Genomic DNA, 14,700 nt, shown 5'->3' with positions numbered 1-14,700 from the left:
AGATTGGAGGGTAGCGACGCACCCTACGGTATCTATTTATTCTGGAAATTAAAAACTAAACTGCGTCCGCAAATTGCCCACAAAAATTGTCGGGTTGTTGTCGAAATTATTAGCATTCCAGATCGCATAAAATGCCGGTACGAGCGAAATATTCTCGGTGACAGGCAAATAATAAGTGGCTTCAATTTCGTACTGCTTGCCACCATTTCCCCCGCCCGAAACCAGAAACCTGCGACCACCAGTAACGTCAAAAGGTACTAAAAATGAGGCAGTAAACACAGCTCCTTTTTTGAATAAATCAGGAAGTGCAAATCCTAACATATAAGATTGAGTTTTGATCGTGCCGTCGGGTCTGTCAGTCTTGGGAAATATATTGGTTTCGGCGTAGCCGTAGCGGCCGAAAAGACCGAAACGGCGGCTGAGCGACCAATCGAAATTAAAGCTATAAGTATTGGCAGTAGCATTGCCGAGACGACCACCGAAACCGTCATCTGCCAAACCGTTAAGGGGCCTGCCATTCGGTGCTCCGATTAGCCCGCCAATTTGCTGGATGTTGGAACGGCTGTACAAAAACCGCAAATTTGTTCGATCGCTCGGACTGAATGTTAGTTCGGCGGTACTCGTATTTGTCCCACCAAACAAGCCTTGAGACGGATTGGAAGCGGAATTAAACACTGGAGAGGGCAAAAATTCCATACTCTCGCCCAAATAGCCTAAACGCAGTTTCAATCGGCGGCTGATATCCCACAAAGCCAAAGCACCTGCGCCGCGTTTGGTAGCAGTTAACAAAGTGCTATTGTTAGAATTAAAACTGCTCGCACCGTCTACGAAAAAGCTAAAGTTATTGTTGTCAAAGTAGCGGTAGAAATTAATTCTCGGCCCGATTACTAATTGCAAGCTGTTGCTAACCGGGAACTGATAATAAAGTTCTCGCAGGATAACTTCATTGGGATTCACCCCAGCAGTCTGGTCTAGAAAAGGAGTGCCAAAGGTATTAAAAAGACCCGGAGAAGTATATTGATTGGCTGGTGAATTTCCGTTACCTACAGCTAGCTGTGTAACCAATTGGTCTTTCCCTGTAAAAGAAGTAGTGAGGGTTAACCAAATTAAGTGGCTGAAAGTAATTTCTGGGTCGTCCACTCTCTGCACGATCGGTCTGTTGGTGACAGGATCGCGTCCGGGTACTCGATCGAGCGGAGCCGCATTTCCATCTATTGCTTCAACTCGGACTCCCTTGCCCGCAAAAGCTCCACTCAGGTTAAACCAAGCAAATCCGTTGAGTTTAGTCGTAGTTGAAAATTGGTTGGCTTCCAATTCGGCAGTGCGGGCTTCTAAAGCATCTACTCTACCGCGCAATGTAGCTAATTCTGCCGCAAATTCTTCTTGCAATCTTTGCAAAGCCAGTAAATCTTCTCGCTTGACTAAATTACCAGTAGAACCGCCAAGTTGTTTGGTAATTTGGTCTAAGCAAGCGTTTAATCCGGCGGCAAATTCATACCGAGTCATTGCTCGATTGCCTCGGAATGTGCCGTCTGGATATCCCGCAATGCAGCCGTATCTTTCTACTAGGGATTGCAAGGCTTGAAAAGCCCAATCTGTCGGCCGCACGTCGGAGAGTTGGGAAACAGAAGTGACTTGTGCTGCGTCTTCTTGTATGCTGAGGTCATCAGCAGTGCCCGTCTCGCTGCTGATGTCGGCAACTTTGCTGGCTTCAGCAACTTGTTGAGACTGAGGAGAGTTTGCAATTTCTAACTTCTGTGGGGGCAATTCGCTAATTGCCTCCGTTATTTCTGGGGTTGTTGTTGCACGATCGACTGTTGCTGCATCTGTTTGGGGTAAAGCGCGATTCACCCATGCTATATCTGTTTGAGGTAAAGCACGATCGACTGTTGCTGCATCTGTTTGGGGTAAAGCGCGATTCACCCATGCTATATCTGTTTGAGGTAAAGCGCGATCGACTGTTGCTGCATCTGTTTGGGGTAAAGCGCGATCGACTGTTGCTGCATCTGTTTCGGGTAAAGCGCGATCGACTGTTGCTGCATCTGTTTCGGGTAAAGCACGATCGACTGGGGAGTTAGTTTCTGCGGTAATCGCCCCTAACTGCGGTATCTCAATCTTACCTGCTGCCAGCGCTGCGTCTGGGGTAGCCCTAGGGACGGCACTCGCTTCTAGCGCAACTTCAGGAGTTGAGGTATCCTGAATTTGAGCTGTTGCGGAGAGCGGCCCCAAAGGCACTGCCGCACCAGAAATCAAGAAAGACAGCCAAAAAGCTTTAACGGAGCTTGAATTCTTCACCATACAACTCACACCACTTGTTAAAAATTAAATCGGGCACATCTTAACCGATAAGCTTGCTTATAAATGTATTTTTTTTTACAAATTCTTATAAATAGTTAAAACTATTTTAGGAAGCGCTCGATTCCCCATCACTAATCACTGATGACTACTGACTCCTGACTAATTCCCCAAATGAAGTTTTTATTAGTTACAGATTTAGACAACACGCTAGTCGGAGATGACGAAGCAACTCAAGTTTTAAACCAGCGCTTGCAATCACAGCGATCGCAAATTTGTTTGGTTTACGCTACCGGGCGTTCTCATGCTTCAACTTGCGAATTAATTGCCCAAAAGCAACTGCTAGAACCCGACTATTTGATCGCAGGTGTAGGCAGCGAAATTTACCAAGACGGAGCCCTCGATTTAGATTGGGCGGAATATCTTTCTCAAGGCTGGGATAAAATGGCGATCGCCTCTTTAGCGCAGCAGTTTTCCCAGCTTAAACCCCAATCCGTAAAAGAACAAAATCCTTGGAAAATCAGTTATAGTCTGGAACCCGCATCAGAAAACAGCTCGATAGTCCAGGCTTTGCAACAAAAGTTAACTGAATCGGGACTGCCAGCTCAAATCATTTTTAGCAGCAATAGTGATGTGGATATTTTACCGCAAACTAGCAATAAAGGCAATGCCCTTACTTATTTACAAAAGCGCCTACAAATTCCATCTGAGGCAACATTAGTTTGCGGTGATTCTGGCAATGATATCAGTATGTTTGAACAGGATGTCAGGGGAGTAATCGTCGCGAATGCTCTATTAGAACTCTTAGAATGGCATCGCGAATGCGGCACTGAAAATCATTATTTAGCTAGTTCTGCTTGCGCTTGGGGAATCATGGAAGGAATGGCATATTTTTGGGAATCTTGATTGCCAAAAATTCCCTTTGGTTTGTAGTGAGCAGTGAAGTCCTCAGTACAAACGCACCCAAAGCACCCCAAGTCCTGCAAACCGTTGTTAAAATCTGTTGAGGAATCTCCACCGCGTATCGATCGAACCTGCGACTTGCGATACCATCAGCGTGTACTGCTTTATCAAACCTAATCGAACTTAACTTTAGTTACCTCAAGCGAGTTGAAGTTTATTTCCTAGCCTGTTGGGCCCAACGTAGTGGAGGGAGTCGGCTATCCCCAGATAAGTCGCCTATTCCTCGATCGCCAAAGGTTCTATAGTTAAGTTTAGCGCCTAAACCTAAATTACTCTCTCTATAAAAACTTATCTTTCTAGATGAACAAGATGTAGGTTGAGTCAACTATTTGCCCCTTTAGTTCAGTTCGCAAACGCACCGCCACATGGAACAAAATACTTTACCCGTAGAGGTGATTCTCTCTCACCCCCGCCAATATTTAGGTAGCATTCGGCTGGATTGGACGCCACAACCGGGGAACTATCTAGATTTAGAAGGACAAACCTACGCTGTTTTGGAACGCCACCACCGCTATCAGCTCAAATCCGGCCGCTACCGACTGCAAAAAATTGCCCTGTACGTGCAGTCTGCCACACCGCCGACGGAAAGAACATTTGTAAGCGGCATTTGGGTTATAGGAGATGCTAGCTGCCGCTTTAATGCTCGATCGGAAATTCTGCGCTGTGCTGTCAATCCCAATGGCCCGTGCAACTGCTGCTGCGATTACCAAAAGTCTTGAACCATCAAGTCAATCGATTTTAGATTTTAGATTTTAGATTTTAGATTTAAGCATTGACTTGCGCGAGATCAATTCGTGGGCGCCTTTATCGGATACAGGTTTTTTATTTCACCGGTCCTGAGTCTGCTTTCGGAATGAATCACGTGGCGGGTATCCTGGATGCTTTCGGTCAGTAAACAATTCCACCTCGCCCAACCGAGAGAGCCGAGAATCTCGGCGTCTCCCTAATTTACAAGAAACTATCAAAACCAACTAGCAACTCTGGAATCGAATTTAACTTCTTCAAGAAGGCGGTAATCTATCTTCTGATAGCTGTGGAGCACTTCGCGAATGCCAGTATGAATCAAATTTTCTATGTGCAGCAACTGCTCCGAAGAACAGCGAACCTGAACTGTTTGATTTGACACAGACTCGCCGGAGTCGATCGCAGTATATCTATTAGGAACTCGGCTGAGCACATAAGCAATTAAATCTTGTCGCAATCCCGAAGGCGAAAAAGCTTGTTGGTAGGGGTGCTTCGGATAAGACTCCAAGATAATTTCTACTTCCTCTGTGACTACAGCTAAGGTAATATTGACAAGATTTTTCTGCATTTTCCCCGTCCCCAAACACTCGTTAACTAATATTTGTGTGCCCGTTCTCGATCTGGTCTGATTTCTCATGAATTTTAACCGGCTAATACCACCAATTGTTTTTCGGTCATCACCAGCTCAAACTCGGAACTTACCTCTTCTATAACCCGCAGCACGTAGCAGGGAATCTTGTCCGATAAAATAGCACTTGCCACCGTACCCGTGTGAATTTCTAAGACTGCTTCTGCAGCAGCTTCAAACATCAGTCGCTGTCCCGGAAACATCACTCTTTCAAAGTACCAATTAGGAATGTTCCCAATCCGAACCACCTGAACTAGGTTGGTAACATTTGCGTAATAGCACAGAATCTGGTTGTTACCTTTATAAGATAGCTGATCTGACATTTAAAAAATCTCCACACTCTTTCAAAAACTTACTGAGACTTTACTTTGCCTGTTAGTGGCAATTGTGAGTTTTGCTCTTGATCAAACGACCGACTATTTTTGGGGTGTTATTCGAGAGCGCGAATCACATCTTCAGTTATTAATTTTTGTAGCATTTAGTTATCCTGCCAACACTTAGAGGACTGGCGCATAAACCCCGTTTTTCCAGGTGAAAAAACCCGGTTTGTTTGGTCTGCAGAGCCTATATCCTGACTTATTTAGGTTGGTTGTGCTGTGGCACCCGTTAATAGAAAGTACCGTCACTTTCCCGAACTCTCCTGACAACAGATTCACTCTTTGGCAGCGGAATGGTGCTGAGAGTGCGATCGACCTTGAGATCCAGAGCTAGAAGTAAACTTTATCTAAAAAATATGAGGAAATTATGAAGACCATCATTTTTTTTGATAAATATACTTTTGCCCAAGCAGGGATTACAACAGTTAGGCAAAAACCGGGTTTTTTAGCCAAAAACTTCGCTGCATCTGTGCTCCTGGGTTAAAAAACCCGGTTTCTGACGGAACTCTGCGTAAATCTTGGATTAGCAGGCTGAAACCTGGTTTTTCACCAAAAAACTTCGCTGCATCTGTGATCCCTGGTTAAAAAAAACCGTTCTTGAGGCAAATCTGTGTAACTTCTGGAGGAGTTATTCGGGCTGTAAATATGGTAATAGCAGCTCGGCTTTGCAGGTAACAAAAAACCCCGACTCCCTGAGATCATCTCTAGAACTTCTAGGGAATCAGGGTTTAAATGAACGAATCACCGATCGATCTCAAAGCTAAATCAAAAAAATGAGGAAATTCTGAAAATAGCAGGAAAAACTAGAACTTTCCTGGACGCATAAACCCGGTTCCTTAACATAATTGCGTGATTTTCGCAAGAATCAAGGGAATGAGAAAGCGGATTTTTGATCGATTTGAGATTTGAGATTTGAGATTTGAGATTTGAGATTAAAGAATTGAAGCATTGACTTGCGCGAGATAAATACGTTCGGCAAGTTTCATCGGATACAGGTTTTTTATTTCACCGGTCCTGAGTCTGCTTTCGGAATGAATCACGTGGCGGGTATCCTGGATGCTTGATTGTCATCCGGCTTTAATGTCCCCTTGATTCTTCCGTCGGGCTGGGCCGACTTTGTTTGTCTAGTAGCGGTTTCAACTGCCGAGTTTGATCTGCTATCTGCGATCGCATTTTACCCGAGTTTAAAGCAACGGTTCCCAACCCAGAATTTCCGCCACTTGCTGTGCCAAACTCAAAGGATCGAAAGGCTTTGCAATCACCCCCGCTACCCCCAAATCAGCAAATTCGCTCAAATCCATCGCCTGCACCTTAGCCGTCAGGAAAATCACCGGAATCCCCCGAGTAGCCGCATTGTTTTGTAGCAAACCAAACAGAGTAAGTCCGTCCATATCCGGCATCATCACATCTAGCAGAATAGCGTCAGGAAGTTGAGTTTCAGCTAACAGCAATCCTTGGCTGCCGTCGGGCGCGCTTAGTACAAACCAGCCGCCTAAATGTTCCAGACAAGCCTGAATCACGCTGCAGAGGTTTTTTTCATCATCGATGACCAGAATGCGCTTTGCTGACATAATTAAAACTCAAATTTTAAATTAATCATGGTAAACCGAAAAAGGACTTACGCACGCTGCCTCATCAACCGGATTTCTTGAAAGATATAGCAAAAGGAAGAAGCAATAAAATTAAGAGTTTCAGCACTTAAAAACGTCCTAATCGTCGGGCGCGTTTGCTATATTTTGCCACTCACCTACTTAAACCCTGAACAGAAAAATCGACCTATCAGCCTCCCAAAATCATCCTACCCGCGTGGGTTGCCAGCAAGTTGAGCTGTCGCCAGATATTATCAAAGCAATCTCAAACCTCCAAACTTTTTCCCCCTTCGCCTTCCAACGGTGCAGGCACTGTGAAATAGAAACTGCAGCCTTGTGAGACAACACTTTCGACCCAAATTCTGCCCCCGTGCTGCTGTACTATGCTGCGACAGATAGCCAAACCCAAACCCGTACCTCCTTTTTGGCGGGAGTCAGAAGCATCCACCTGTTGAAACCGTCCAAAGATAGTTTCTAGTTTATCTGCCGGAATCCCCCGTCCTCGATCTTTGACTTCAAATAAAACCCGTGAAGCGTAGCTATCCCGTAGGGAATCGCCCAAATCTTCCACCCTGACAGTTACTGTACTCCCTGGAGCGGAGAATTTAATCGCATTGCTCAACAAATTTACCAGCAGTTGAACGATTCTGTCGGGGTCAGCCCAAATTTTTGCCGCCGAGGGTAAAATCGACAAATCAATGTTATTTTCAGCAGCCAAAGAAAGTACAGCTTCTGCAGACTTCCGCATCAAAACCTGGGCATCGCACCACTGCTTGACGAGGATAACTTGACTCGAATCGAGCCGTTCTAAGTCGAGAATATCGTTGACCAAACGCACTAACCGTTCGGTATCGCTCGAAGCAATTTCTAACATCTGTTTGGCAGTTTCCGGTTTATTTTTCAGTACCCCAGCCGCCAGCAAACCTAAAGAACCGCGAATGGAGGCAAGTGGCGTTCGCAGTTCGTGGCTGACAATCGAAATAAACTCATTTTTCATTTTTTCAATTGCCCGACTTTCTGTGATATCTGTCACTGTGCCGACGTGACCAATTAGTTGAGATTTGTCGGAAAAAATCGGAGCTGTTTTAAGCCTACAAAACCGAATGGTTCCGTCTCGCTGGATGTGGCGGAATTCGCAGGAAAATTCCCCATCTAGCGATTGCGATTGAGACCACTTCGACAGAATTAGTTTGAGGTCTTCGCGGTGAACAAACCGCATCCAGCCGTTTCCTAAAGCTGCTGCCGGTGTGAAGTTGCCAATTGCTTGACAGCGAGGATTTGTATAAGTACATTTCCCCTCAGTATCGATTTTGAAAATGCCCACGGGGGAACTCTCGCTCAGAGAGCGAAATAAAGCTTCGCTTTCCCGGAGTTCTGCTTGAGAGCTTTCTAGTTCTCTGGTTCGTTGCAAAACTCGCATTTCTAACCGTTCGTTGAGCTGTTGGAGGGCGGCTTCAGCAAGTTTGCGATCGCTAATATCCCGGTGCACTGATACCCAGTGGGTAAACTCACCATTTTTGTCCGCTATGGGCACAATGCTCATTTCTACCCAAAATTCCGTCCCGTCTTTGCGGTAATTGATCGAGTCAACCCGCACCGGCTGCCAGGTTTTCAAAGCAGTCCGTACTCGATCGAGACTGGCGCGGTCTGTTTTTTGTCCTTGCAAGATGCGTGGCGTTTTGCCCACAACTTCTTCTAGCGTATAGCCGGTCATCCGCGTGAAAGCTGGGTTGACATAAAGAATTCGCGGCCCCGGTTCCTCAATCGGTTCAGCTTCGGTAATTAACACGGCGTCGTTAGTGGTGGTGACTGCTGATTCCAAGAGGCGCAACTCTAATTCTCTAGCTTTGCGATCGGTAATTTCTGTAATAGTCCCCACCATTCGCACTGCATCGGCTGCTTCGTTGTAAAAAAACTTACCCTTCCCCTCAATCCAGTGAATGCTGCCGTCGGGCCAAACCACGCGGTATTCGTGATAGTAATCGGATCGCTGGGCGATCGCCTGATTGATAGCATTCTCCATACTTTTTAAATCTTCTGGGTGAACGCAAGCTGCAAAACTTTGATAAGTTCCGGCAAAAGTCCCTGGCGCCAACCCAAACAACTCTTCGTGTTCCCTCGACCAAACTATGTGATTTTTCTGCACGTCCCAGTCCCAAAATCCAATTTTGGTAGCCGACAAAGCTAAGCTAAGCTGCTGATTGATTTTCCGCAACTCAATGCTAGTAATAGCAACTCGAAGTTCTCGGGCTATTTCGATTTCACACGGCTGCCAAGGCAAAGATTTTGACCTCACAGTTTCTTGCCACAACTCAAAGGAAATGCGAGGAGAAATTAATCGGCTGCCATCCGGTTTAAATTCAATTTTTCCCTCTGGTGGACCTGCCCAGTTGACAGTTTGAATTGCTTCGGGACGGAACCACAAAATGTAATAATTTTGCATCTCGGACATGGCAAGCACCAGCAAACCGCTAGCAATTTCTTGAAACTTCTCGGATGGCGGATACAGTCTTGATAGAGAATCTGTATGAAAAATATCATTATTTATTTGAGTTTTTATCCAAGTAATTAAGTTGGCGATTTCTACCAATTCCGGGGTTTTGCCGATGGTTGTTAAATTTTCATTGGCACACACAACTCCACCGGTAGCGCCCACTAAGGCGAGCAATTCATCTCGGTAGGTTAGTAAACCTTCTACAAAGCAGTTTTTTTGAGAAATTTCCGTGATAAATTTTTGGCAAAGTGCTTTTAAATAAATTGCATATTCCCGGTCTTCGCTATCTTGTTTGTAGCTGAGTTCTAGATTCACAAACTTGGCTAGCAGTTCGCAAGCCTTTCTTGTTTCGTAGTTGACATACTTTCGTGTTGGGTGGTGACAGGCGATCAGTCCCCAGAGTTTTTTATCTTTGATTAATGTCAGTGTCATGCTAGCGCCAACGTTCATATTTTTGAGATATTGAACGTGGCAGGGCGAAACTGTTCTCAACAAAGAACCGCCCATATCTAAAGGGCGACCCGTCAGCGGATTGCAGTGAGGAATTAGTTCTACAGGCTGACAGTTAATATCGGGAATAAACCGAATTAAATTCATGTTGAACAGGTTTCTTGCTTGGGGGGGAATATCGCCAGCCGGATAGTGCAGTCCCAATAAAGGAGCCAAACTTTCTACTTTGTCTTCGGCGACAACTTCCCCCGCCCCGGTGGCATCAAATTGATAGACGATCGCTCGATCGAAACCGATCATCCTCCGCACTTCTTCAACTGCTGTCTGACACAGCACTTGCAGGTTTGGTGTTCTGTGGATTTTGTCGATCGGCTCTTGGACTAAATGATAGCAATTCAAACAATCGCTAGCTTTTGGGGAAACAACCGACTCGAGTTCAAGAATTAATGCTAAACTAGATCGATGCAGCGTCCCCTGAAAAAAAGACTGGCGGTTTTGACTTTTGAATGATAATCTGATACCGTTAGATTGATTGCAGTTTTCAAATAAAGCTTTTTCTATAGCCTCAATTTCTTCAGTCTCCACAAATTCATGTAAAAATTTCCCCAAAAGTTCTTCGGGGTAAATGCCGAGATCCTCAAAAGTATTGTTGCTAACTTGCAAAATTTTAAACACAGGAGATTCCAGCACTAAAAGGATGCCATGAGGTTGGATCGCAGCCGGGGCGTACATTAGTTCGCAGTCGCTGTCATTGAGATTGTCTGTGTCTGAGGGCAATACCATTACTTTCATCTGATTAATAATTCTCTAAATTAGCCTGTGTTCTTGATCAGCGGGCAAGCATCAATCAACAGCACCGCGTCGGAATCACACAATCTAACAATCCCAAGTCTTGGCTAAGGCTTCCTGATTTGTTTCGGACACGCACTGCATATTTGCTCCTAGTTATCCCATTTTAAAAAAAGAATACAACTGTAGGTACGTGATCGAAACCCATATCTTATCAGTCATTCCCAGTTCTTCAATTCTTTAATTCTTTAATTTTTTAAATCTAAAATGGGATTAGCGCTGTGCCTGAGCCAGTCTGTTTCTGAGTTGAGTCCGCTCCAAACGATTCAGGAGGCGAGCAATTAATTCCGGTTTCACGATCGGCTTGTTCACGTAGTCGTCAGCACCTGCGACAAACATTTGGCGCACTATTTCCGACTCGGAATGAGCCGTCAAAAATAGCACGGGGAGCTTGCTCCAGCGCAAATCGTTGCGAACTGCCAAACACAGCTCGATACCGCTGTAACCGGGCATCTCCACATCTAAAATTAGCAAATCCGGACAAGTTGTTTCGAGTACCTCCCAGAACTTTTCGGGATCGTCCAATGTTGTTACTTGAAATCCCCAAGGTTTTAGAATCACTTGCAGTGCAGCCAATAGATGCACGTCATCGTCTACCACCATAACTTTTGCTTCAGCAGGGCCAGTCTGGTCGAGTAGTTGGGCGACTGCTTTGAGTATATCTGCTGGGGGCATAGATTTGTGTAAAAAGCCCGAAGCTCCCAAACGAGCAACTTCTATTCGATCGCTCAATTGATTGTGCCCGCTAAAAACCATCACCGGAATTTCGGGCTTTTCACGGAGGAGTTCGGCTAAGAGAGAAAGTCCGTTTTCCTGAGCTCTGGAAAATGTCAAATCCAGCAAAATCGCGTCGGGAGGCTGTTGAGAAATCGCATTTCTTGCCGCTTGCGGAGAGTTGGCAACTTCTATCTGGAAGCCGGAACCGGATGCTACTGTTTTCAGTTGATCGCTTCCAAAATTATCATCATCAACAATCAGCATTCGGCGCTTTTGGGAAACCGCAGGAACCAAATCGCCTTCTGGTTCGGACGACGGGCGATCGAATATCTGTGTGAGCTTCTGCAGAAAGCCTTCAATCTGCTGAGCCGTATTCGGTTTCCAGATGTTTTCAGGCTTGAACAAATGTTCTATCTGGCGCGCTACTTCCGAACCTTGCGGCAGCCCTAACGTTCCCAAAGAACCGACTAATTTGTGAGCTTGAGCCTGGGCTTCCTGGCGCAGTTCGGCCTCCAAGCTTCCGTTTTTCAGTTGAGCGATCGCGCGATCGAATATCGCCACCTTTTCTATAAAATTAGCTTTTAAATTTCCCCGCATTTGGGCAATCGCATTCAAGACTTTGAGACGGCGTTCGTCTTTGTTTAATTCCTGGCTCGACCCGCTGGATTCAGTAGATAAAGTCTCTTGAGTTTTAGCAGTTTCTGCCGTTTCCTGTCCAACTTGTGGGATCTCAATCTCCTCCGGCAGACTTTTGAGCCGATAGCCCAATCCGTAAACGGTTTCCACTAAATCTACAGTCATCCCGGCTGCTTTCAGCTTCTGCCGCAGCCCCTTGATGTGAGCAGTAACGGCTTCTTCTTGAGGAAATTCGCCGGCAGACCAAATGCGATCGAGGATGGCGCTGCGACTGAAAATGCGCCGAGGATTTCTCAGGAAAAGTTCTAGCAAATTGTACTCTTTGGGAGTCAAGTGCAGCACTTTTTCGGCATAAGTTACTTCCGTAGTGTCCGGGTTGACTTGCAGTTTTTCCCAGGTCAAATTTGTACTTGACAAAGTTGCCTTACCCCGGCGCAGCAAAGCCCGAATTCGAGCGATTAATTCTTCGAGATTAAAGGGTTTGACCACATAATCGTCTGCACCCGCCTCTAAACCTTGGACTCGATCGTTGCTGCTATCTAGCGCTGTCAGCAGTAAAATCGGCATTTGGCAGCCGGACGCTCGCAATTTCCGACACAAACTAATGCCGTCAAGTTTAGGAATCAGCACATCCAAAACAATCAGGTCGTAATCGTATGCCTGCACCAAGTGCAAGGCTGTTTCACCGTCTACTGCCGCATTCACCTTGTAATTGTGAGAGTTCAGCGCTTGAGTCAGCAAACTGACTGTAACTGTGTCATCTTCTACCAGCAGAATTTTCATAAGCGTAACCTGTTATTTAAGCTCTATTTGTGACTTGTTATCGAATTATTGGGATGGTTAAATAGGCTTAATCCTAGTTAATTTTAATTTTTCCCACCCTAAGTCTAACAAATAGTATTCTGGAAATAGTGAAAGGGTAAATTATTATTGGGATTTTTTTTTAACCTCTCCCCATGTTTTACCGGATTATTCCTGGGATTTTAGGGCTTTTTGGACTTCAGCGCCTGCTGAATTTTTTGAATCAGATATTGCGATGAATCTTGATGCTTAACCAAGTCTTCCAACTCGGAAACCGCGACTTCTGCCTGTTCTATCTCTTTAACTAAAGAATCAGCGGTAACACTGTTTATAACTCCCAAAGGTTCTTTGATAACGGTCTGTGAAGTGAAATCTTTTTCCGCTATTAATTCCTCCAACTCTAACAGGGCCATTTCTGCGCGATCGATCTTGATAGTCACGGATTTAGCCACATTAGCACCCGCTCTTGCTGCCTCCGTGAGTTCGTGAACTCGAAGTTTAAACCGGCTGGCAATTTGCTCCATTTGAGTCCCCAATTCAAAAGTTTTACTTGCCAGTCTGCCAATTTCTAGACTCACTTTGCTCAGACCGCTGGGCTGACTTCCCATTTGATTGGTAACTACAGCCACCTGTACTGCTAAATGCCTGACTTGTTCGATCGCCTCCCGGATGGTTCGGGAAGTGCGGTTAACCGTTTCTAAATCATTAGCTATTGCTTTGCCCACGCCCAAAATTTTATCTGTATTGTTGCAAATAGAATTAGCACCTTGAAAAGTAGCTTGAAATGCTTGGCGACCTTCCGAAGAAATCAGTTTCGCAATCCTCACAAATCGCTGATTCATTTGAGCAATTTCTTCAGCTTGTTTTACCAGTGCCACTTGCTGGAAACTGGGATGGGTCTGCAACTTTTCTGTTTGACGTTGTTGGATTTTTAAAAGCTCATTACATTCGTGAACCTTAGCCTGTTCTTGTTGAAGTAGCGCCAAATACTTGTGTCTTTCTACTCGGTATTTTTGAATAACCTTGTTAGCTTGCGCTAAAAGTTTTGACTGGGCAATCACCAGAGTGTGAACGTCCAAAAGGCGGTGGCTCTGGTCTTCCATTACCACAATAATCGGTTCATAAATCAAGTCTTTGTGCCTGTTGAAAGACGCTTGGACAGCATCGTCAACTTTCCAGTTTTCCGAAAGCAGCAAAGGCGGAATTCTAATAAAATCTAACAAGGCTCGAATCGGGTGTGACCCGTAAAGTTCTAGGCGATCGGGAAAACTCATTTTCTCTCGAAATTTGACGCGAGAAATCATGCCCAATACCTGTGATTCATGAGTAATAATGACTCCCGGCAGGTCGGGTTCTTGCTCAAATCTTTCAGCCACTACCTGTCCTAGAGTTGCAGCGCTCACTTGGAAGTCGTGACACGGCAGATGTCCGATCGTGAAATCGGGGGTGAGTTGAGTTGGATTGCTCATTTACCCGGATAGTGTTAAGTACAAGTTAACAAATTATATATTAATATTATACTGGAATAAGATTGTTGAAAGTAGTCAACGACCCAGCACGGAAGTGACTGGGCTTCGCGCCTAAAACTTCATTTTCAGTTGACCAGCCTGACAGTAATGACACCAAGCGGATACGTAGCTAGTCCCCTGTTCTGTCGTTAAGGGTTAAACATTTTTATTTGGGTTAAGGACGTGCCATTAGCCGAACAAGCTCAGAAAACAAAGGCGCGTGCTAACTTCACCCCAGCAATGGGAGTAAAATTGCTTAGTTTCAATCAACAACCCGGTTCACAAACACGACCAGAAGCGATCGATTATACAGCCGTATCCCTTCCCCCCGTTTCCTCCTACCGCTTTCGCGCTCGTAAAGGGCTGGAGCGTGGGTCACTCGCCCAGAAGAAAGATGACAACTATAGCGAGAAATTAGCTCTGTGGCTCCAGGGCCTTCTATTACCTACTTTCTGACTACTGTCATCTCAAGTCTGTTGGATCGGCCGCGCCTGTTGTGCCCCAGGTTCCGTCCTCACCACAGGGGCATTCATAATTTTGTTCTTTAAAACAACCGGGAAAATATCTAGATTGAATCCCCAACGATAAATGATATTATTTTGGTGGCTAGCAACAAGCGCTGCACACAGCACGCGGGATGCTAGCCTCC

At 45.3% G+C, this 14,700-nt stretch carries 11 protein-coding genes; 3 read left to right on the top strand and 8 right to left on the bottom strand.

The window, feature by feature from the left end:
- Nucleotides 1–48 precede the first annotated feature (48 nt).
- On the bottom strand, nt 49–2,298 hold the full coding sequence (locus QUB24_RS08485; protein ID WP_333152409.1) for an iron uptake porin: 2,250 nt from the start codon (nt 2,296–2,298) through the stop codon (nt 49–51).
- Between the two features lie 171 nt (nt 2,299–2,469).
- On the opposite strand from QUB24_RS08485, the gene QUB24_RS08480 reads away from it, so the two are divergent.
- On the top strand, nt 2,470–3,201 hold the full coding sequence (locus tag QUB24_RS08480; protein WP_333152407.1) for a sucrose-phosphate phosphatase: 732 nt from the start codon (nt 2,470–2,472) through the stop codon (nt 3,199–3,201).
- Between the two features lie 422 nt (nt 3,202–3,623).
- A complete protein-coding gene (locus tag QUB24_RS08475; protein WP_333066483.1) occupies nt 3,624–3,977 on the top strand; it encodes a DUF6464 family protein in 354 nt (117 codons plus the stop codon).
- A gap of 242 nt (nt 3,978–4,219) precedes the next feature.
- Here the strand turns inward: QUB24_RS08475 and QUB24_RS08470 are convergent, their stop codons facing one another.
- The 6 genes from QUB24_RS08470 to QUB24_RS08445 all read right to left on the bottom strand — a co-directional run bounded on the left by QUB24_RS08470 (nt 4,220) and on the right by QUB24_RS08445 (nt 14,012).
- Nucleotides 4,220–4,639, bottom strand: a complete 420-nt coding sequence (locus QUB24_RS08470) for a late competence development ComFB family protein (RefSeq protein WP_333152405.1) — start codon at nt 4,637–4,639, stop codon at nt 4,220–4,222.
- Between the two features lie 5 nt (nt 4,640–4,644).
- Entirely contained in the window at nt 4,645–4,953 is a 309-nt protein-coding gene (locus QUB24_RS08465; protein ID WP_333152403.1) for a DUF1830 domain-containing protein, read from the bottom strand.
- 1,238 nt (nt 4,954–6,191) lie between these two features.
- Nucleotides 6,192–6,578 carry a response regulator gene (locus QUB24_RS08460; protein ID WP_333152401.1) on the bottom strand — a complete coding sequence of 129 codons (387 nt, stop codon included), beginning with the start codon at nt 6,576–6,578 and terminating at the stop codon, nt 6,192–6,194.
- A gap of 283 nt (nt 6,579–6,861) precedes the next feature.
- Nucleotides 6,862–10,332: a PAS domain S-box protein gene (locus QUB24_RS08455; protein WP_333152399.1), complete on the bottom strand. Its 3,471-nt coding sequence runs from the start codon at nt 10,330–10,332 to the stop codon at nt 6,862–6,864.
- A gap of 270 nt (nt 10,333–10,602) precedes the next feature.
- Nucleotides 10,603–12,525 carry a response regulator gene (locus tag QUB24_RS08450; protein WP_333152397.1) on the bottom strand — a complete coding sequence of 641 codons (1,923 nt, stop codon included), beginning with the start codon at nt 12,523–12,525 and terminating at the stop codon, nt 10,603–10,605.
- 200 nt (nt 12,526–12,725) lie between these two features.
- Complete coding sequence (locus QUB24_RS08445; RefSeq protein WP_333152395.1) at nt 12,726–14,012, bottom strand: chemotaxis protein; 1,287 nt, start codon at nt 14,010–14,012, stop codon at nt 12,726–12,728.
- Nucleotides 14,013–14,234: 222 nt separating this feature from the next.
- Between QUB24_RS08445 and QUB24_RS08440 the strand changes: the two genes are divergently transcribed.
- Nucleotides 14,235–14,507: a hypothetical protein gene (locus tag QUB24_RS08440; protein WP_333152393.1), complete on the top strand. Its 273-nt coding sequence runs from the start codon at nt 14,235–14,237 to the stop codon at nt 14,505–14,507.
- A gap of 11 nt (nt 14,508–14,518) precedes the next feature.
- On the opposite strand, the gene QUB24_RS08435 is transcribed toward QUB24_RS08440, so the two are convergent.
- On the bottom strand, nt 14,519–14,700 hold a 182-nt coding region (locus QUB24_RS08435; protein ID WP_333152391.1), incomplete at its 5' end, for a hypothetical protein.

Source organism: Microcoleus sp. B9-D4 (genome assembly GCF_036705105.1).
Taxonomy (GTDB): domain Bacteria; phylum Cyanobacteriota; class Cyanobacteriia; order Cyanobacteriales; family Microcoleaceae; genus Microcoleus.
Note: the sequence above shows the minus strand (reverse complement) of the source record. Positions and strands in the feature narration are given on the sequence as shown.